The organism is Pseudomonas sp. W2Oct36, assembly GCF_041060465.1.
GTDB lineage: Bacteria > Pseudomonadota > Gammaproteobacteria > Pseudomonadales > Pseudomonadaceae > Aquipseudomonas > Aquipseudomonas graminis_B.
In genome coordinates this window covers 299,236-320,424 of sequence record NZ_JAUERW010000005.1, presented here as the reverse complement: position 1 = coordinate 320,424, position 21,189 = coordinate 299,236, and the positions used below count along the sequence as shown (strand labels likewise).

The 21,189-nt window shown below is 62.5% G+C and carries 12 protein-coding genes; 5 read left to right on the top strand and 7 right to left on the bottom strand.

Going from position 1 to position 21,189, the window contains the following annotated elements:
• Position 1: 1 nt before the first annotated feature.
• The 6 genes from QWI18_RS10710 to mnmC all read right to left on the bottom strand — a co-directional run bounded on the left by QWI18_RS10710 (position 2) and on the right by mnmC (position 8,994).
• The gene (locus QWI18_RS10710; protein WP_065986895.1) at positions 2–1,774 is read right to left on the bottom strand and encodes an N-acetylglutaminylglutamine amidotransferase; all 1,773 of its coding nucleotides are present in this window, start codon (positions 1,772–1,774) and stop codon (positions 2–4) included.
• 434 nt (positions 1,775–2,208) lie between these two features.
• A complete protein-coding gene (locus QWI18_RS10705; protein WP_065986897.1) occupies positions 2,209–2,436 on the bottom strand; it encodes a hypothetical protein in 228 nt (75 codons plus the stop codon).
• Between the two features lie 135 nt (positions 2,437–2,571).
• On the bottom strand, positions 2,572–3,690 hold the full coding sequence (locus QWI18_RS10700) for a lipocalin-like domain-containing protein (protein ID WP_192135466.1): 1,119 nt from the start codon (positions 3,688–3,690) through the stop codon (positions 2,572–2,574).
• On the bottom strand, positions 3,680–6,160 hold the full coding sequence (locus QWI18_RS10695) for an FtsX-like permease family protein (RefSeq protein WP_192135464.1): 2,481 nt from the start codon (positions 6,158–6,160) through the stop codon (positions 3,680–3,682). The genes QWI18_RS10700 and QWI18_RS10695 overlap by 11 nt, the downstream gene beginning before the upstream one ends.
• A 1-nt stretch (position 6,161) precedes the next feature.
• Positions 6,162–6,830, bottom strand: coding sequence for an ABC transporter ATP-binding protein (locus QWI18_RS10690; RefSeq protein ID WP_065986903.1), 669 nt, complete (start codon positions 6,828–6,830; stop codon positions 6,162–6,164).
• 148 nt (positions 6,831–6,978) lie between these two features.
• Entirely contained in the window at positions 6,979–8,994 is a 2,016-nt protein-coding gene (gene mnmC, locus QWI18_RS10685; RefSeq protein ID WP_296306108.1) for a bifunctional tRNA (5-methylaminomethyl-2-thiouridine)(34)-methyltransferase MnmD/FAD-dependent 5-carboxymethylaminomethyl-2-thiouridine(34) oxidoreductase MnmC, read from the bottom strand.
• Positions 8,995–9,130: 136 nt separating this feature from the next.
• Here mnmC and QWI18_RS10680 point away from each other — a divergent pair, with 136 nt between their 5' ends.
• On the top strand, positions 9,131–13,429 hold the full coding sequence (locus tag QWI18_RS10680) for a DUF6543 domain-containing protein (RefSeq protein WP_369318807.1): 4,299 nt from the start codon (positions 9,131–9,133) through the stop codon (positions 13,427–13,429).
• 157 nt (positions 13,430–13,586) lie between these two features.
• Complete coding sequence (gene pap / locus QWI18_RS10675) at positions 13,587–15,089, top strand: polyphosphate:AMP phosphotransferase (RefSeq protein WP_065986909.1); 1,503 nt, start codon at positions 13,587–13,589, stop codon at positions 15,087–15,089.
• Positions 15,090–15,164: 75 nt separating this feature from the next.
• Here pap and QWI18_RS10670 read toward each other — a convergent pair whose 3' ends face one another.
• Positions 15,165–15,752, bottom strand: coding sequence for a YecA family protein (locus QWI18_RS10670; RefSeq protein ID WP_192135458.1), 588 nt, complete (start codon positions 15,750–15,752; stop codon positions 15,165–15,167).
• Positions 15,753–15,962: 210 nt separating this feature from the next.
• Between QWI18_RS10670 and recQ the strand changes: the two genes are divergently transcribed.
• The 3 genes from recQ to QWI18_RS10655 all read left to right on the top strand — a co-directional run bounded on the left by recQ (position 15,963) and on the right by QWI18_RS10655 (position 21,189).
• On the top strand, positions 15,963–18,089 hold the full coding sequence (gene recQ, locus QWI18_RS10665; protein WP_192135456.1) for a DNA helicase RecQ: 2,127 nt from the start codon (positions 15,963–15,965) through the stop codon (positions 18,087–18,089).
• Positions 18,090–18,271: 182 nt separating this feature from the next.
• A complete protein-coding gene (locus QWI18_RS10660) occupies positions 18,272–18,706 on the top strand; it encodes a MarR family transcriptional regulator (protein WP_065986915.1) in 435 nt (144 codons plus the stop codon).
• Between the two features lie 143 nt (positions 18,707–18,849).
• Positions 18,850–21,189, top strand: a complete 2,340-nt coding sequence (locus tag QWI18_RS10655) for a FimV/HubP family polar landmark protein (RefSeq protein WP_369318806.1) — start codon at positions 18,850–18,852, stop codon at positions 21,187–21,189.

Here is a 21,189-nt window from a genome sequence, read left to right as displayed (position 1 = left end):
GTCAGAGTCCTTGTTCGCTGAGCCAGAGGTTCAGCGCTGCAAGCTGCCACAGCTTGGAGCCGCGCAGTGGCGTCAATTGACCCTGCGGATCTGTCAGCAGTTTGTCGAGCATGACCGGGTTGAACAGCCCGCGGTTCTGGCTTGGATCGAGCAGCAGATCGCGCACCCAGTTGAGCGTGTTGCCTTCCAGGTGCTTGAGGCCCGGTACCGGGAAATAACCTTTTTTGCGATCAATGACTTCTGACGGGATCACCAGGCGCGCGGCTTCTTTGAGCACTTGCTTGCCGCCGTCCGGCAATTTGAAGCGGCCGGGAACGCGGGCAGACAGCTCGACCAGTCGATAGTCCAGAAACGGGGTGCGCGCTTCGAGGCCCCAGGCCATGGTCATGTTGTCGACGCGCTTGACCGGGTCATCCACCAGCATGACAGTGCTGTCCAGTCGCAGGGCTTTGTCCACTGCGGCATCAGCGCCCGGCATCGCGAAGTGCTCGCGCACGAAATCACCGGCTGCGTCATTCGCTGTCAGCCACTTCGGCGTAACGGTTTCGGCGTATTCGGCGTAGCTGCGGTCGAAGAACGCATCGCGATAGGCCCCATAGGGGTCGCTGGCGCCGTCCACTTGCGGGTACCAGTGGTAACCGGCGAACAACTCGTCCGCGCCCTGACCGCTCTGAACCACCTTGCAATGCTTGGCGACTTCGCGGGACAGCAGATAAAACGCGATGCAGTCGTGGCTGACCATCGGCTCGCTCATCGCACGGAACGCGGCGGGCAGTTGCTCGATGATCTCGCTTTCCTTGATGCGCAACTGATGATGGTTGGTGCCGTAGTGTTTGGCGATGAGGTCCGAATACTGAAACTCATCGCCGCGTTCGCCGCCGGCATCCTGGAAGCCGATGGAGAAGGTCGACAGATCCTTAACGCCCACTTCGCGGAGCAAACCGACCAGCATGCTCGAGTCAACGCCACCGGACAGCAGCACGCCGACGTCCACCGCAGCGCGTTGACGGATGGCAACGGCTTCGCGCGTGCTGTCGAGCACACGGTCGCGCCAGTCTTCAAGGGTCAGATTCGCTTCGTCGGCGTGCGGGCCATAGGGCAGCGTCCACCAGACTTTCTGCTCAACCTTGCCTTCGGCACTGACGCGCATCCACGACGCCGGCGGCAGTTTTTCAACCCCCGCCAGCAGGGTGCGCGGTGCAGGCACTACGGCGTGGAAGTTCAGGTAATGGTTGAGTGCGATCGGGTCGAGCATCGGGCTGATGTCGCCGCCTTTCAGCAGCGCCGGCAGGGCAGAAGCAAAACGCAGGCGCTTGTCGGTGCGCGACAGATACAGCGGCTTCACACCAAGACGGTCGCGGGCAATGAACAGGCTTCTGTTGTCGCGCTCCCAGATGGCGAACGCGAACATGCCGTTGAGCTTGGGCAGCATGTCGGCGCCCCAGGCGTGATAGCCCTTGAGCAGCACTTCGGTGTCGCCGCCGGAATGGAACTGATAGCCGAGGCCTTCGAGTTCGGCACGCAGTTCCGGGAAGTTGTAGATGGCGCCGTTGAAGGCCAGGGACAGGCCCAGGTGACTGTCGATCATCGGCTGCGCCGATCCGTCCGACAGGTCCATGATCTTCAAGCGACGATGGCCGAGGGCAACCGGCCCCTGGCTGTGAAATCCCCACGCATCCGGGCCGCGAGCCGCGAGATGATGGGTGATACGTTCTACTGCGGCGAGATCCGCAGGTTGATTGTCAAAGCGTAGTTCGCCAGCTAATCCGCACATCTGTCCTAAACCCTTTATGTTTTCGGCGTGTTTGGCGTTACTGGGATTGCGCGGCGATGAAGGCCGGGTTCACACCGGGCATCAGGCACGTGGTTGCGTACGTATGGCGCGTTTCGTACATCCTGCGCTGTCAAATCCCAAGCTTGCGCAATGCACTCAGCCAGTAACGTTTGGGCCCTGTCCCGGCGTGGATATACAGCCCTGACCTGAGCCCACTTCCTTATGGCGCAGACACATCATCAGGGCGCGCTGCCGTCAGCGGCCTAGCTTTATCGAGTACCGGCAGGCGTGGATCGTTCAATAAAAACATTGCAGGCGAGGGAGGTGTGCCCGGGTTTTCAATCACTGACGACGTTTTTCGTGGGGTGTCGACTCGCTCATAGGTCCAAGAAGCATCCCCACGTCATGTCTTGGGAGCGCATACCTCGCCCGAGTCAACGCGAGCGGTTGGCGATCCGTAAAGCAGCGCTTTTGATGTACTTCACCGAGTTGGCAAGGTTACCGGCATGACTTTCGAGGAGCATGAGGTCCTCTTGTCGACACACAACTCTCTGAGCCTTCAGGTAGATGGCATGACCTTCGAGAAATTGCGACAGAGAGTCAAAGTAAGCCGCCGAATCTTCGAGATCCAGCTGCATATCTTTCAAGCTTAATGTAGGCATTGAGGCTCCAGACGCTATTGAAGCAGGCGTCCTGGCCTGACGGGGTTGGGCTATCGGGTTCACTGTCCGATTCTTTGTTTATCGGCAGCGACGAAGAAACTTTAGAGGCTTATCAGGGTCTGTCGCGGCGGCGTGTCAGTAGCCCGTCATCTCCAGATACCCCACGCCCTCGTGGCTGCCGCTTATGGTCACCGGTCCCTCCCAGTAGGGAATTTGCAAGTTCATCCACGCCTGTGGGTTGAGCGCTTCGACGGCGATGTCCACGGCCTTGGACGGGATTTTCACCGACCAGCGTGTGGGCATGTCGCGGCCTTCAACGTCAGTGGTGTCTTCGGGTGCCAGCGCTATGTCTGCCGCCGCCAGTTGTTCGGTGCTGCCGTCGGCGTTGATCCACGTCCCGGTCAGGTACGGCTCGCCGTCCTTCTGCCGCATGCGGTAGAGCATGACTTCGGCACCATCCCCCAGGTGCAGCGAGAACCAGTCCCAACCCGTTTGATTATCGGTGAGCGGCTGACTGCTCCACTCCCGATCCAGCCATGCAGGCCCGGACACCTGGTAGGTTTTGCCGTCGATCTCGATGCTGCCATTCGCCTGAAAGAACGGCTGGCTGTAGTAGTACGACGCTTGCCCCTGCTCGGACTTCTGGCTAAAGCCCTGTTTACCTTGCAGCACCAAAGGCTTGGTGGCTTTCAGGCGCAGGCGGTAGTTGAACTGTGGCCCGCTGGCCTGCAGCTGCATATCCGCCAGCGGGTCATCGCTGGCGGACTGGCTGGTGAAGGACCAGTCGTCGATCCAGGCCGCGAACGGCGCCAGTGTCACGCCGGCCTGCTGCACGCCGCCACGGGCATAGCGTTCCGCTGCGAAGTGCTCGTCCTGGGAGGTCACCGCCGCGTGTCCCATCCACAGGTTGCGGTTGCTCCATCCAGCCCCATCGCCCTGCAGACCTTTTGCGCGGGGCAGGGCGTTGCGAAACAGCGTCCATTGCACGCCGAACGACTGGCCGTCGGCATCCTTCAGATTGGCGGTGACGTACCACCACTCGATGCGGAAATCAGCGTGGGGGCCGTGATCGTCGGGAAACTCGAACCGCTTGCCCGGCGTTACCCGTGCGTAACTTGAGGCGTCGTCGGCAAGGCCGGCGAAGCCTTTTTCTTCTTCGGGTTTGTCGTCGCAGCCGCTCAGCAGCAGACCGAGCATCAGCAGGGCGACGATCTGCAGGCGAACGGTGATCAGGGGCAGGGCTTTAACCTTCATTGGCGAAAGTCCTCAGCAAATCAGCGGGGCGGGTGCGGTACAGGCGGTAGAGCGGCCAGGCCGACGCCAGCAGTGTGGCGAGCATTGCCAGCAGCGTCAGGCGCACCAGCTGCATAGGGAACACTTGCAGTGGCAGGCGCCAACCGAACGCTTGCACGTTGATCACGGCGTCCAGGCACCAGGCCAGCAACAGCCCCAGCGGAATTGCGAGCACCAGTGTCAGCACCGCCAGAAGCCAGGTCTGCGCCAGATTAAGCAGCATCAATTGCTGCCGCGTCACACCCAGCGCCCATAACGGCGCCAGTTGCGCGAGGCGGCTTTGGCTCTGGGTCAGCAGACTGATGAACAAGGCAACTCCGGCCACCATCAACGTCAGGCTGTTCAACGCAGCCGTGGCGGCGAATGTGCGTTCGAAGACTTGTTGCGACCAGGCCTTGAGCTGGATCTGATCGACGATGCGGTTGTCGTCGATGGTGAATTTGTTGTGCAGCACCCGCAGCAGTTGCGGGATGGCGCGGGGATCGATGCGCAGATTGAAGCGGTTGGGTGTCAGCTGCGGCCAATGCTTGAGAAGGTGCTCGGCGTTCACCAGCACGTGGCCCTTGGGATTGCCGTAATCGGCATAAATGCCAACGACGCGCAGCGGCCACGGCCCGTCGGGCGCGGGCAGTTTTACTTCATCGCCAACGCTGACGTCCAGGCGGCGGGCCAGTTGTTCGCTGAGCATCAGCGTGTCTTCCTGCGCCAGTTGCTTCCAGGCATCACCGCTTGCCGACTCCAGCAGCGGCCAGTGCTGGCGGTAGTGCGGATGATCGATCACCCCATACAGCTCGGCCGGCCAGCCCTTCAGTTGCAACGAAACCTGCCAGTTGGGCAGCACGGCCGACGTCAGCGGCTGCTGGCTCAGCCATTGCTGCAGCGGCGCGGCTTGCGCCGGGTTCTGCGGATTGATGTACAGCTCGGCGCTGAGGCGTTGTTCCAGCCAGTGGGTGAACGTCTGGCGGAAGCCCGACGTCATGCTGCCCGCGCCGATGTTTGCTGCCATTGCCAGCAGCAAGGCCATCAGCGCCAGGCTCAGGGCCGGCAATTGCTGCCGGCAGTCAGCGAGAAACCACTGACCCAGCACCGAACGGCTCCTGCCCAGCAGTGCGTCGAGCAGCAGATTAAGCAGCACCGGCAGCCCCAGCGCCGCGCTCAACAACAGGCTCGCCATCAGCACGAAGCCCAGTGCCAGGCTGTCGCCAAACAGCGCGGCCGATATGGCAATCAACGCCGATATTCCGGCCACCCAGCCCTGGCGTCGCAGCCATTTGGAATGGGTTTCATGCCACGCCTGGGCATTGGCCAGCGCCAGCAAAGGCAGGCGCGCAGCACGCAGCAGGCTGCTGGCCCCCGCGAGAAATGCGCCGAGCAGACTGACGCCCAGACCGCTCAGCCACCACCAGACGCTAAGGTTCAGGTGGCCGGCGACTTCAGCGCCGTACAGCCCGCGCAGACTCGCCGCCACGTCCGGCAACAGCGCGCTCGCCAGCCAGTAACCGCTGATGACACCTGCTATGCCGCCGAGCAGGGCCAGCACGCCGAGCTCGACCACCAGACTCACCATCAACCCGCGTGCGCTGACCCCGCAGGCGCGCAGGTTGCGCAGCAGCCCGCGACGCTGTTCCAGCGCGAGACCAATGGCGGCATGGACGATGAACAGTCCGACCACGAACGAAAGGAAACCCAGTGCGTCGAGGTTCAGGTGGAAGCTTTCGGTAAGCCTGCCCAGATCGTTGTCTTCGCCACTTTTGCGCAGCACCAGCTCGCCATTCAGCTCGGCCGGCAGGGCGGGGGCGTTATCCGCAAAGTCCTTTGGCAGCACCAGCCGCGAGATCTGATCCGGCTGGTTGAGCAGTTGCTGAGCGAAGCCTATGTCCATGAGCAGTACGCCCGGCGCCATGTCGGTTTTCGCGCGCAATGGCGGCAGTACCTTTCCGGAGTCGGTGACCGGCTGCTGGCCTTCATGGAGACCGAGGGCGGCAAGGGTCTGCGGTGAAATCCAGGTGGTGCCGGGAGGGGTGAAGAAGTCGACGATCTGCGCGGTGTCCAGGGATTGCCCTGCCAGCGCGGTGTTCACCGGCAGCGAGACCGGCTCGATGCCGAGCACGGTCAGACGTTGCTCCGGCGCCTCTTTGAGGGCGACGCGCCCGCGCAGTGCGGGAGAGACCGGCCATCCGGCCCGGCGCAGGGTTACGAACAGGTCCTGGGAAAAGTTGGCGCCGTTGGGCGAGACCAGAATCTTCTGCGGCTCGCCGCCGATCATCTGGCTGGCCTTGGCGTAGCTTTCACGGGCCTGACTGTTCAGCGCCTGCACCCCGGTCAGCAGGCTGGTTGCCAGCCACAGGCCGGTCAGCACGCTGAAAAACTGCACGGGGTGGCGCCGCCAGTGGCTCAGCAGCGCTTTCAAGGTCCAGTAGAAGACAGGCATTTCAGCGTTCGCCTTCGCTGACCAGACGACCCAGGTGCAGCACGGCCTGACGCTGCAATCGTGCCGCCACCCTCGGGCTGTGGGTGACCATCAACAGGCTGGTGGTGCTGTCGGCCAGAAGGTCCAGCAGCAGTTGCAGCACTTCATCGCTCGTGGCTTCGTCAAGGTTGCCGGTGGGTTCGTCAGCGAGCAGCAGGGCGGGGCGCGAAGCAAGGGCGCGTCCGATCGCAACGCGCTGTTGCTGGCCGCCCGAGAGTTGTTCGGGATAGCGCCTGAGCAGCGCGCCCAGGCCCAGCCGCTCAGTCAGTTCGGCCTGCCATTCAGGCTGGTAGCGCCCGGCCAGACGCGCCTGAAATGCCAGGTTGTCTTCTACCTTCAGACTGCCGATCAGGTTGAACTGCTGGAACACCAGACCGACTTCCGTGCGCCGCCAGTTGGCCAGTTGCGCCTCGTTCATCTGATCCAGACGCTGTCCGGCAATCTCGATGCTGCCCGTGTCCACATTGTCCAGCCCGGCCACCAGATGCAGAAGCGTGCTCTTGCCGCTGCCCGACTCACCCATCAACGCGAGGCTGCCACCCTGATCCAGTTGCAGGTCCGCGCCACGCAAAACGGCCAAAGGGCCCTGGGCCGTGGCATAGCTCTTGAACACACCCTGGACTTGCAGCATCGACACGCACCTGATTGAAGGGATGGGCTGGAGGATAACGGTTTGACCGGAGCCGATGTAGCCGGCGAAGCAGTGGATCTTCGGCAGGACAAAGAAGTTGCGTCGGATAGCGATGACGGGCGCGGGACACCCGATACCGCAGGCTTTGCTATTTCCCGCGAATCAGCCCTCGCAGCGCGAACCGATTGGGATGACAGGCTTCGGCCACGGTTCGCGGCAGGGGCAAGGGTTCGTTATCCAGCCAGGCGGCGATCAGTTCGCCGGACAGCGGCGCAGTGATAAGGCCGCGTGAACCGTGACCGCTGTTGACATACAAACCGTCCAGCCATGGGCATTCGGTATCCGGCGTCTGGCGCGCGTCCTTGCGCAGCACGGCGTACGTCTCAAGGAATGCCGCCCGGTCCGCCAGTGGCCCGACAATGGGCAGGTAATCCGGGCTGGTGCAGCGAAATGCGGCGCGACCTTGCAGGTCCTCGGCGGGCAAACCATTGGCGTTCAGCCGCTCGGTCAGGTCCTCGGAGATTTCCCGCAGCAGCTCGAGATTGCCGAGATGTTCGGCCGTACTCGGCGTCAGGTCATCGCTGTTGAAGGCGAAGCTTGCGCCCAGCGTGTGTTCGTCGCCGCGTGCAGGCGCCACGTAACCCTCGGCGCAGACGACAGTCTTCAAGGCCTGGCTGTCGGGCGTGGCAGCCAGTCGGGTGATTTGCCCCCGAATACGCTTGAGTGGAAGGTCAGCGCTGGCCGGGAAGCGTTTGATCTCGGCCGCGCCCGCCAACACGACGACTGGAGCAGAAGCCAGCAGACGCTCGCCATCCCACGCCTGCCACAGCGGCCCGTCCCGCCGCAGCTCGATCGCATCGTTGTGAGTCAGCAGCTTGATGTTGCTTGCGCTGGCCTGATCACGACACAACGCCGGTGGGTGCACCCAGCCGCCTTGTGGGTAAAACAAGCCGCCGCTCTTCAACACGATACCGGCCCGCAACTCGGCGTCAGCCCGGTCCAGTACATGCAGCAGATCGTCGGGGAACGCCTCAGCCAGTTGCGCCTGACGCGCCTGCTCTTTGTCGTCGAAGGCCAGTTGCAGCACGCCGCAATCGTCCCAGTCGATGCCCCGTTGCAGGCGCTCCAGCAAGCGTCGGGTGTGACCGAACCCGCTCAGGATCAGCTGCGACAACGCAGTGCCATGGGCCGACAGTTTCAGGTAAAGCACGCCTTGTGGATTGCCCGATGCTTCTTGCGCCAGATCACCATGGCGCTCCAGAAGACTGACGTGCCAACCGCGCGCCGCCAGGCTCGCCGCCGTGGCGCACCCGGCCAGCCCTGCGCCAATCACCAATGCTGTGCGAGGGGTGTCTGGTGAACGGGGCAGTAGACGTGGCAGGGAACTGGGCCGGGCAAACCAGGGCTTGGCGCGCGGAGGCGTTGGCACGTCTTCAGGCCATGCGATGAAGCGGCCTTTGAGTACCTCCCACTTATGCCCGATGCCCGGCACGCGCTTCATTTTGAAACCGGCTGCGTTCAGTGCCCGGCGCACCCAGCCGGTGCTGGTAAAAGTGCCGATGGTCGAGCCCGGTGCCGCCAGCCGTGCCAGCTCGGCGAATAGCTCGGGTGTCCACATTTCCGGGTTTTTCGCGGGCGCGAAACCGTCGAGAAACCAGGCGTCGATCTGTCCGTCGAGTTGCGGCAGCATGTCCAGCGCGTCACCGATCAGCAAGGTCAGCGTGACGCGCCCGCCATCGAACACCAACCGCTGAAAGCCCTGATGCACCGCCACGTACCGGCCCAGCAATTGATCCGCCAGCACCTTGAGCTCGGGCCACAAATTCAGCGCGCGCTCCAGATCAGCACGGCTCAGCGGGTATTTTTCGACGCTGACGAAATGCAGCCGTGCATCTGCGACTGCGTTGGCGTGGAACAGCTGCCAGGCGCACAGGAAATTCAGCCCGGTGCCAAAGCCGGTCTCACCGATTACCAGCCGCCCGCCCGCCGGCAAAGCGGCAAAGCGTTCGGGCAGCTCGTTCTGGGTCAGGAACACATGGCGGGTTTCATCCAGGCCCGACTGGGTCGAGAAATAGACGTCGGAGAACACCCGCGAATGCGGATTGCCGTGTTCGTCCCAGTCAATCTGGGCGTTGGCGATCTGGGTGTGGTCAGTGGTGATCATGTTCGGCTCGGGGCGGGCAAGGTGGCGATGTTACTCCAGCGTCCGGTGGGCGGTGCACTACATATGTATGCCACTTTGCGGGCGCGTTCCTGTTTATCTATGCGCCTTTGATCACACGCAGAAACAAGGACGTCACATGAACACCGCCAGTCTGGCTCTCACTGCTTCATTCATTCGGAACACGCTGCCGCAATGGTTTATCCAGGCGACGCCGGCGATGCGCGACGCGCTGCGCCGGGACATGACCTTCGCGCAAGCGGCCCGCGAACACCTCAATCAGGTTCTCCTGCGCATTCAGGACTTGCCGTCGTTTGCGGGGCCGTTGCTGACTCAGGCCCTCGACACCGAATTCGGTCCGGGTCTGGATGTCGACCGTGACCACTTCTTTCACGCCAGATTCCAGCGTGACTGGCTGACAGGTCGCGCCTCGCCTCAGGGTTCCAGCACGCGTCCGCTGCTGGCCGCTGCGCTGCAGAATTTCGAAGAGGTCGAAGCGACGGACGCTGATCGCGAAAGCACCTCGGCTATCATTGGCGGCGCGTCGGATGCGCCGGCGGGGACGGAAAACGTTCATCCCTTGGGTGTCAGCCCCGGTCGCTTCATCGAGCTGTGCCGCCGGCTTGATCTGGGCGGCCAGTATCAGCGGCACCTGCACCATGTACTGCACCCCGTCGCGAGGCCGGACGTGCCAGATAGCCTGGACAGCGATGACATCAAGGCGCGCATGATCGAGCACGCCCGTCTGGCCTTGCGGGTCGATTCCCACATCGCACGCCTCAAGGGCTCCATTGATGAGGCCCAGTACCAGATGCTGCTTCAAGTCAATGCCTACGGGCCTGCGGATCAGGTGTCTAGCCTGCAACTGCTGGGCTGCCGGTTGCGCGACGCGTTGGTGTTCAAAGCCGCCGGTCAGACGCGTTGCGTGGTTTACCTGCCAGGCGAGCCTGATGGTGCGATTCAGTCCCATGCATCCCTGGAAGATTTCACACAGGCACTGAGGACCAAACTGCGTTCCGAGGTGTATCAGCGCTACTTTGATCGCTTTATTCCCCAGCGCAGCAAGTCGGCTTTCTTCAAGCGTCTGCACGAACGACTGGCGCCCCATGTCCTGCACAGCGTCGCCCGTGGCGACGGTTTTCACCGACAGCTGATCAGCGTTTCCGAGGTGGATCAGACTGCTTTTCTCGATCTGGAAGCCATCGAGGTGGGCGGCGCATTGGGTGATGTTTTCTACCTGTATCAGATGCTGCGACTGAAGGACGACGCTCGCGTACTCGCGGTCCCTACCGATGACGAGGACCAGAAGACCCGGGAGCAACGCCTCGCTGACTGGCTCGACTACGGCATGGACGCGCTGAATGTTGCCGCGCTGTTCGTTCCCGGTCTGGGTGAAGTCATGATGGTGGTCGCGGGTGCGCAGTTGCTCGACGAGACCTTCGAAGGCATTGAAGCGTGGCGCCATGGTGACATGGATGAGGCGTTGGATCACTTGGGGAGTGTCGCGCAAAACCTGGCATTCATAGGCGCGCTGGGTGCCGCGGGCGCGGCGACGGGCGCAATGGCCGCAGAATCCGCTGGGTCGCAGCCTCCGTCGTTCATCAAACGCAGCCTTCCGGCCCGGGACGCTGCAGGTCGTCTGCGCCTGACTGACGTAGGCACGGCCCTGCGCCGTCTGCACCCCGAACTCGCAGACATCGACGAACCATCCGTCAGCCGGATAATGGCAGTGAGCGGCGTCGACGAAGAGTGTCTGGCCGCATTGCACATCAGTCAGCAACCCGCGCCCGCAGCGCTGATCGACACTGCCAAGCGGTTTCGGCTCAGTCAGCAGGCGGCCGACTCTGCCCAGGCCCTGGACGCGGCATACCTCGCCAGCGAGCAGTCGAACGACCCGCTGATTGCACTGCTGAGACGCGATTTCCCGTCGCTCACCCTGGCTTCCAGCCAGGCTCTGATCGCTGAGGCCGGTGCCGAGCAGCGGCTGGCCATGCTGGACACCCGGCGCATCCCGCTGGAAATGGCCGGAAAGGTACGCGGGCATTTGCGTCAGACCCGCATGAGCCGCGCGCTGGAAGGCTTTTTCCTGACCCCCAGCACCGCCAATGACGATCTTCAGCGCCTGACGTTGCGCAGCCTCGCGACGTTCCCGGGATGGCCCGCGGACGTGCGCATTGAGATACGAAGCGGCGACGCTACCGGTGCGTTACTTGACAGCATCGGCGCCGAGAATGCCACCCGGCAACGTGTGTTGATCAAGGGTGACAAAGGCTTTCAGGTAGAGGCCGCTGAGGCATCGGAGAAAAAAGGCAGTCTGTTTTCCGCGCTGTTGCGCGCGCTGCCCGAGAGCAGTCGCCAGGCGATGGGGCTCAACGACCCGCAGACCGGCGTGCGCGCTTTCAAGCGCCGTGTCTTCAACTGGGTTCGGTCGCAACCGAAATGGGCGGCCGAGCAGTTGGGGCAATGGACGTTACCCACCGAGTTCAGGCCGCCGCAGCGTTTACTGGACGGGCGCATCGGTTATCCACTCAGCGGACGCGGGTTGCCTGTGGCCGAAGGTGCGATTCAACAGCAATTGCTCCAGGCAATGACGCACCTCTATCCGGAAAGTGTCGAGCTGGCGGATCAGCTGCGGGCCATGGCCCGGCGCGGGCGATCACTGGAGCAATTGCTGGCCGCGACGCACGCCCGTGCGGCCGCCTATGACCAGCTGCACATGAGCCTGATCGCCTGGGCGGAGGCCGACGATATCAGCGTGCTGCTCAATGACGGTGAACGGCTGGCGCGGCGCCGGGTGGCCAACGTGCTGGGTCGGGCGTGGCGTTACAGCCATGGGGATGCCCCCCGGGGGTCGCGCTGGCTGACACTGGAGCACCTGGTGATTCCGGAATTGCCGCCGTTGCATAGTTTCTATGCCGACATCACGCAGATCGACCTCAATAACGTTCAGTTTCATACTTCCGGGGCAAATGCGTTTCTGGCCAACTTTCCGAATGTCACTCACCTGAACGTGCGCGGCAGTTTGGCCGCGCTGCCGGACGGATTGTCTCAGCTGCACTCCCTGCAGCACCTGTCGCTGGAAAATTTGTCGTGGACGCTGGACCAGCCCGCCATGAACACGTTGATGGATATACTTGCGCTGGACTCGCTGAGCCTGGCTGGCAGCCGTCTGGGCGACTTCACCGACACCAGCCGCCTGCGCCTCTCGACCCTGTGGATCAACAACACGGGCCTCACTCAATGGCCGGAATGGACCCATACGCTGGGGCTGGGCGAGCTGGACATCAGTGACAACCACATTACCGAGGTCGCCGCCGAAGTCATCGAGAACCCGCAGGACCATGGCCGCCATACAGTGATCTACGCCTACAACAACCCGTTCACCCACCAGTCGCTCGAGGATTACTGGCGCAACGATACTGGCTACGGTCATCGCTACCAGCTCGACTACGATTTTCCCGAAGACATTCGCGAGATCCACGTCGAAGGCGCGCCGATGGACACAGAGTCCGAGGTATCGGATGACGAAGGCGAGTCTCATGGCCACCGCGCCGGTGCAAGCGCCGGTGCTGCCAGACCCTCCGCTCAGGTGTGGTTGCGCCCGGGTGAGGATGTGCTGAATCAGCGGTTGCTCGCGGCGTGGACTCAGGTTGAACACGCCGCCGACGCGCCTCATCTGCTGGTGCTGTTGCAGCGGCTGAGAGAAACCCCGGATTTCCGCCAGTTCCACGCCGAGCTTGCCAGTGAGGTGCTCACCGTTCTGGAAACGGCCGCGCAGGATGCGGTGTTGCGCGGGCAGATCGAGGTCATGGCCAACGACCGTCTGTTTGGCGCCAACCAGACCTGTCAGGACGGGGCACGGCTGATCTTCAGTGATATTCAAGTGGCGGTATACAGCCATGGATCGCTGCGGGATGTCGCAGAAAGTCAGCGCACGGACGCGTTGCTGGGGGTGATTCGTCAGCTCTTTCGCCTCAATGAAGTGCAGGCGATCGCGGATGCGGAGATTGCCCGGCGCGAAAGTCTGGGGATGGCGCTGGATCATGCCGAGGTGCGACTGGCGTACCGGGTCGGACTGGCGGACGACCTCGGGCTGCCCGGTCAGCCTTACCGGATGGTCTGGGCGCGCCTGGCAGCGGTTGACCGTGGTGCGTTGCTGGAGGCTCGGGGTCGTGTGCTGGAAGCAGAGCGTAGCCCGGCTTTTCTGCAGTTTGCCGTCGACAATCAACAGTGGAACGCGCGACTGCGATCCGGCCACGAGTCAGCCCTCGCGTCGGCCACCGCGTCAGTGCGCGCGCGCATGGCAGCGCTGGAAGAACATCCGCCAGCTGATCCCGACGAGTACCACCGACAAGGTCTGGCACTCATCGCCGAGCGCGATGGGGCTGAAGCACTGATGCTCAGGCAGTTGACGGATCTGTACCGCGCGGGCTGGTAATTGGCTGAACGAGGTGGCGCCGCCGCGGTGCCGCCTCGCTTCTCCTGCAACCGAATGTTTCCCGCAGCAGTGATCCATCGCAGCGGTTGGCGGTCATAACCTGCATCGGCGCTGCCTGCCGCCTGCTAGTCTTGACCGATCCTGAAGGGAGCCTTGAATGTTCGAATCCGCTGAAATCGGCCACACCATCGACGACGAAACCTATGACGCTGAAGTTCCGGCCCTGCGCGAAGCGCTGCTGGAGGCTCAGTACGAACTGCATGAGCAAGGCAAGCGCCAGATCATCGTATTGATCAATGGCATCGAAGGCGCCGGCAAGGGCGAGACCGTCAAGTTGCTCAACGACTGGATGGACCCGCGCTACATCGAAGTGCGCACCTTCGATCAGCAAACCGATGAAGAACTGGCCCATCCACCGGTCTGGCGCTACTGGCGCCAGTTGCCGCCGAAGGGCCGGATCGGCGTGTTTTTCGGGAACTGGTACAGCCAGATGATCCAGGGCCGGGTGCACAAGCAGTTCAAGGACCCGGTGCTGGATCAGGCCATCAACGGCGCCGAGCGACTGGAAAAGATGCTGGTCGACGAAGGCGCCGTAATTTTCAAATTCTGGTTTCATCTGTCCAAGCGGCAGATGAAGCTGCGCCTCAAAACCCTCAAGGATGACCCGCTGCACAGTTGGCGCATCAGCCCGCTGGACTGGCAGCAGTCGAAGACCTACGACCGCTTCGTGCGTTTTGGCGAGCGCGTGCTGCGCCGAACCAGTCGCGACTATGCGCCTTGGCACGTCATCGAAGGCGTCGACCCGAACTACCGCAGCCTGACCGTCGGCCGGTTGCTGCTAGAAGGTTTGCAAAACGCCCTGAAGACGCCTGAAGGGGCAACCCATCTTGTCGGACTCGGCCCTTTGCCTAACAACAGCAATGAGCTGAGCCTGCTCGACAATCTCGATATGACCCTGGCGCTGGAAAAAGACGATTACGACGAGCAACTGATCACCGAGCAGGCGCGGCTTTCGGGGCTCATGCGCGACAAACGCATGCGCCGTCACTCATTGGTGGCGGTGTTCGAGGGCAACGATGCAGCGGGCAAGGGCGGTGCTATCAAACGTGTCGCCGGCGCGCTCGATCCAAGGCAGTACCACATCGTGCCGATCGCCGCGCCCAGTCAGGATGAACTGGCTCAGCCTTATCTGTGGCGGTTCTGGCGCCAGATTCCGGCGCGGGGAAAATTCACCGTGTTCGATCGATCATGGTACGGACGGGTGCTGGTCGAGCGGGTCGAAGGCTTCTGCTCCGAGGCTGACTGGTTAAGGGCCTACAGCGAGATCAACGACTTCGAAGAGCAGCTCACCGACTTCGGGGTTGTGGTGGTGAAGTTCTGGCTGGCGATCGACGACAAAACCCAACTGGAGCGTTTTCAGGCGAGGGAGAAGGTACCGTTCAAACGCCACAAAATCACCGAGGATGACTGGCGTAACCGCAGCAAGTGGCCGCTGTATCGCGAGGCAGTGAGTGACATGGTGGATCGCACCAGCACTGAAATCGCGCCGTGGACGCTGGTCGAGGCCAACGACAAACGCTGGGCGCGGGTCAAGGTACTGCGCACGATCAACGAAGCGATCGAGGCGGCATTCAAGAAGAGTGACAAGAAACACAAGTAGCGGGGAAGGGGGCGTACGAGCCGGCGTCGGCTCGTACGTTTCTCCTGCGCTAACGCCGAGACTTGATGGTCGGGCTTAGTGATGGCGCGGCTTGAGGATAGCCGGCTTTTCATCCGGGGCTTGCAGCAGCAGGTACAGCGCGGTCAGCGCTTCCGGGATCTGCACGATCATGTCGTCCATCAGGTTGGCGTCAGCGGCGATGTCGGCGAACTCTGGCTGTTCATCGAACAGACCGGAACCGACCATGATCGGCAGCAACATCTCGCTGACTTCCTCTTCGTCGTTCTCGAACCAGGCCGACTCGCGCAGGAACACGCCTTCCATAAAACCGATGCACCAGCCACGCAGCTCGGAGTCATCGGGGTCATCGCCCAGGTCCAGATCGCACGGCAATTCGAACTCCTCGTCCGATGCCAGCTGGCGAGCGATGTGCGCCTTGAGCTGGATCAGGGTGGATTCGATTTCCTCGTGTTGCGCCTCGTCGGCGTAGTGCGGAGGCTCGGCGAACAGTGCGTCGATCCACTCGCGATCAGGAACGGTTTCGGCGCAAATGGACAGCGCGGTGAGATAGCCGTGGGCGGCTACGTAGTCCAGCGCTTCGTCATGCAGCTCATCGGCATCGAGGAAGGCTTGCAGGCGGTGTAATTGCTCAGCGAAGGACATTGACAGACTACCTTGGGAATAAACGATGCTGAATTCTAGGCCCTGAGGGCGCCCGGCGCCAGCGGCGAGGCCACTGGAATCGGTATTCCGGTAAATTTCGACCGCCGGTGTCACCGCGGTCCAATCTGTCGGAGCGCTCCGGTATACTGCCGCGCTTTGCGATTTCCACAGCGATTCTCGACCGCTGTTGCGGCACCATCCGGGGTATTTATGCTCGACCAGGCTCAACGCGTACTTAAAGACATCTTCGGCTACGACAGCTTCCGTGGTCGCCAGGGTGCCATTATCGAGCGCGTGGCCAGTGGCGGTGATGCACTGGTGCTGATGCCCACCGGCGGCGGCAAATCCCTGTGTTTCCAGGTGCCGGGCCTGTTGCGCGACGGCCTTGCGGTCGTGGTTTCGCCGCTCATCGCGCTGATGGACGATCAGGTGGCAACGCTGGAAGAACTCGGTGTTTCAGCCGCCGCGTTGAACTCCACGCTCAGCGCCGAGCAGCAGCGCGACCTCGCTAACCGCATTCGTCTGGGCGAAATCAAGATGCTGTATCTGGCACCGGAACGTCTGGTCCAGCCGCGCATGCTGTCGTTTCTGCAAAACCTCAAGATCGCCCTGTTCGCCATCGACGAAGCCCACTGTGTGTCGCAATGGGGTCATGATTTCCGTCCTGAATACCTGCAGCTGGGCCAACTGGCCGAGCTGTTTCCGGACGTGCCGCGTATCGCACTGACCGCCACGGCCGACAAGCGCACCCGTGAAGAGATCGTCGAGCGTCTGCACCTGCAGAACGCCGAGCGCTTTTTATCGAGCTTCGACCGCCCGAATATTTTTTACCGCATCGTGCCCAAGGAACAGCCACGCAAGCAGTTGCTGGCATTTCTGTCCGAGCGGCGCAGCGACGCCGGCATCGTGTATTGCCTGTCGCGCAAGAAGGTCGAAGAGACCGCGGCGTTCCTCAGCGACAACGGTTACCCGGCCCTGCCGTACCACGCCGGCTTGCCCATCGAGACCCGCTCCGGCAATCAACGGCGCTTCCTTAATGAGGAAGGCCTGATCATGGTCGCCACGATCGCGTTCGGCATGGGCATCGACAAGCCCAACGTGCGCTTCGTGGCGCACATGGATCTGCCCAAATCGCTGGAAGCCTATTACCAGGAGACTGGCCGGGCAGGGCGGGACGGTCTGCCGGCCGATGCGTGGATGGCGTACGGTCTGCAAGACGTTTTAATGCTCAAGCAGATGCTGCAGAACTCCGAAGGCGACGAGCGTCACAAGCGCGTCGAGCAGCACAAGCTCGACGCCATGCTGGCGCTGTGTGAAGAAACCCGCTGCCGGCGTCAGTCGCTGCTCGCCTACTTCGACGAAATCATGCCCAACCCTTGCGGGCACTGTGACAACTGCGTCGACGGCGTGCAGACCTGGGACGCCACCGAACCCGCGAGACAGGCGCTTTCAGCGATCTATCGAACCGGCCAGCGCTACGGCGTCGGCCATCTGGTCGACGTGTTGCTGGGCAAGGAAAACGACAAGGTTCAAAGCTTCGGTCATCAGAAGCTGGCGGTGTTCGGTGTCGGCAAGAGCCGCAGCGAAGGCGAATGGCGTTCATTGTTCCGACAGCTGGTGGCGCGAGGTCTGGCCGACATCGATCTGGAAGGCTACGGCGGTCTGCGCCTGAGTGACACCTGCCGACCGCTGTTGCGTGGCGAAGTCACCTTGCAGCTGCGCCGTGACCTGAAGCCGCAGACCACCGCGAAAGCCTCCGGCAGCCCGGCGAGTCAGCTGGTGCGCGGCGAAGAGCGCGAGCAGTGGGAAGCGCTGCGTGCTTTGCGGCGCAAGCTGGCCGAAGAACATGGCGTGCCGCCTTACGTCATCTTTCCGGATTCGACCCTGCTGGAAATGCTCCGCAGCCAGCCGGTGACCATGGCCGAAATGGGCCGGGTCAGCGGTGTGGGCGCTCGCAAGCTGGAGCGTTACGGCGAGGCGTTCCTCGAAGTGCTCGGCGGTGCAGCACCGGCGCCGCGTGTCGTCACCGATGTACGGCACGAACTCATCAGCCTCGCCCGCGCCGGTATGACGCCGATGCAAATCGCCGGGCAACTGCAGTGCTCGGAGAAGAACGTCTACACGATGCTCGCCGAGGCGATTGGCAAACAGCAGCTTTCCCTGGATCAGGCGCTGGATTTGCCCGAGGACCTGATGACCGAGATTCAGGATGCGTTTCTCGACGGCGAAGGCGAGCTGCCCCCCGTTGCCGCTATTGCCGAACTGTTTACCGGGCGCGTACCCGAGGGCGTGCTGTATTGTGTGCGGGCGGCGTTGCAGTCGGAGTTTGAGGTTTGACCCGTCGCAACCTCGGCAGGCAGCACACTCAAATAATCCCAAGCAACCCGAAGGCCTACCCGCCGCATCCCGGCACCTCCTCGCCGCTGCGACGAATCACCACGCCCGGGCGCTTGCCTCATCACTGTCTCCATGGTTAGCTGCCTATTAATTAGGATTCGCCTTTAACCATCGAGTTACCTATGCCGTTAACCGAAGAACATCGCTTTGGCATGCAACTGGCCCATATGTCCCGGGGATGGCGCGCGGAGCTGGATCGCCGGCTGGCTGATCTGGGATTGTCCCAGGCGCGCTGGCTGGTGTTACTGCATCTGGCTCGTTTCAAAACGCCACCCACCCAGCGCGAACTCGCCCAGAGCGTGGGCGTTGAAGGCCCGACCCTGGCCCGTCTGCTGGACAGCCTGGAAAATCAGGGACTGGTGCTTCGGCAGGCGGTGCTCGAAGATCGTCGGGCGAAAAAGATCGTCCTCTGTGACACCGCGCGTCCGCTGATCGAGAAAATCGAAACCATCGCCACCGCCTTGCGCCACGAGTTGTTTGCCGGCATCGACGAAGAAGAATTGCTCATGTGCATGCGCGTTCATTCGAAAATCCTCGCCAATCTCGAAAAATCCTGAAAACCGCGCGAACGCCTGCGACAAATACATTGATGCGGGCGAAACATCCTGTTCTATTTGCACCCATACTGATGCTGCCCGGATGACGTGTCCGGGCATACCGAATGTGCAGGGAAGCCTGCCTCGTCTTCGAAAGGGTTCGCATGCTGAAGAGTTTTCAGGCCGGTAGTCGTCGTGAAGGGGGTGCGCCTCTTCGCGTTCAGTCGGGTCTTCGTTCGGGTTTGCTCGTCATCGGGCTCGCCTCGGCCGCGTTGCTGCACAGCTCCGTGGCGGCTGCGCTGGGTCTGGGCGATATCAGCCTGCATTCTGCGTTGGGGCAACCCTTTAACGCCGATGTCGAATTGATTGAAGCGGGTGGGATGAGTCCCGAGGAAATGGTCGTCGGGCTCGCGCCGCCCGAAGCCTTTGCCAAGGCTGGCGTGGAGCGCGTGTTCTTTCTCAACGACCTGCGTTTCACTCCGGTGATCCGTGGCAACCGCAGCGTGATTCACATCGAATCCCACAAGGCGGTCACCGAGCCGTATCTGAATTTCCTCGTCAGGCTGGTACGGCCGAACGGCGACCAGCTGCATGAATACACCGTGCTGCTTGATCCGCCGACATCGCCGACCGGGCTCGCCGCGACGCGCAGCCGTACTCAATCGCCAGCGGCCAGCGCGAAGAATGATGATTCGCGTCTGCCGGTCGCGCCGCCCCAGGCTCGACAGGGCAAGCACTACACGGTCGTGTCCGGCGACACGCTGGCGGGTATTGCCCGGCAGGTACAGGCGCCGGGCAGCAAGACCTCTTCTGCCGAGTTGATAAAAGGCGTGGTGGCGCTCAATCCGCAAGCGTTTCCCAATGGTGAGCGCAGCCAGTTGAAGGTCGGTCATAGCCTGTTGCTGCCGGACAACGCCGTTGAACCGAAGACCGCCAATGGGTCTGCAGCAGGCAGCGGCACCTCAGCCGCAGCCTCCGCCCCGACGCCTGCCTCGGCGAAGCAGAACGCCAGCGATCAGTTGTCGGCGGCGGCGCTGGAAAACCAGCAGTTGAACAACACGCTGGACGACCTCAAGCAGCAAGTCCAGACATCCACCGTCGAAGAGGCCGACAAGGACAAGCAGATCATCGAACTGCAGACCCAACTCGCCGAACTCAAGGCCCAATCGGCCAAGCCTGTGGCGGCGCCAGTTGCTCCCGCCCCCTCGACGGTGGCGACGACTCCAGCGGAGACGACGGCGGCAACGCCGGCTGCACCCGCTCCGGTAGCCACTCCCGTACAAGCGCCGGTGCCGGTTGCCGCCGAGGATGACTTCCCCTGGACGTCGGTTCTGGCAGCGCTGTTGGTGATATTGCTGCTCCTCGCGCTGGCTTGGTCTGTGCGCCGCAACCGGATCAAAAATCAGCTGGCCCTCGAGCCTGTGCCGGCGGAACCGGTGGTCAGGTCTGCGGCCACGGTCACCCCGGTCTTCGAAGTGCCGGCGGTCACCCCGGCGCGTCCGGCTTCGTCAGCACCTGCCGGCCAACGTCTGGCCGGTGCCGCCACTGACGCCCTGGATGGCGCGAGCATTTACATCGCCTACGGTCGCTTCGCCGAAGCACTGGCCATCCTGCGTGATGCGTTGGGCAAACAGCCCGAGCGCACCGATGTTCGCCTGCGCATTCTCGAACTGCTCGGCGAGCAGGGCGACATCGATGCGTATGACGAAGAAGAACGCGTGCTCCTGAGTCAGGGCGTCGACGCGCAGAAGCTTCAGGATATTCGCAATCGTTACCCGAAACTGAAGCCCGAGCCCGTGGTGCCCGCAGCGCCGTCCGCGCCAGTCGCGTCGCCAGCCATGACCTCGGCCGCAGCCTCCGCCGCGGCCCTGGGTGCTGCCGCGGTGCTGGCCAGCCAAACAGCCTCGGCCAGTCAGGCATCAGAAGAACCGCCGGCGCTCAGCCTGACGGAACCCACCCAGTTGGACGAAAATGCGGCCGCATCATTGAACCCGGTCGACCCTGCCGACGATTTCCAGCTCAACCTCGACGACCTCTCCATGGACGCCGACTGGGATCTGGTTGATCCGTTCGACAGCACGCCCGCCCCGCGCAAGCCCGCGCCTGTACTTGAAGCCGAACCTGAACTCGACACTTCATTCTCGTCCGACCTCACGCAGCTGCCCGAGGTGTTCGAGATGCCCGATGAGCAGTTCCTCAGCGACTTCGCCGAAGAGGAAACGCCGCCGGAAATGGACGTTCAGTTCGAGGCCGGTCCGGCAGTCATTGTGCAGAGCAACAGCGATCTGCTGGACGACGCTTTTCTCGACAGTTTCATGATCGAGGAGGGCGGCTTCGATCTGCTGAGTCTGGACGAAGAGCCGCTGAGCAAGATCAATGAGGCGCAGGTGCTGATCGATGAAGGCAATGTCGACGAGGCCCGTCGGCTGTTGCAGGAAGTGATCGACGGCTCCGACGACGGCCCGCAGCAAACCGCCCGTGATTTGCTGGCAGGGTTGGGCTGA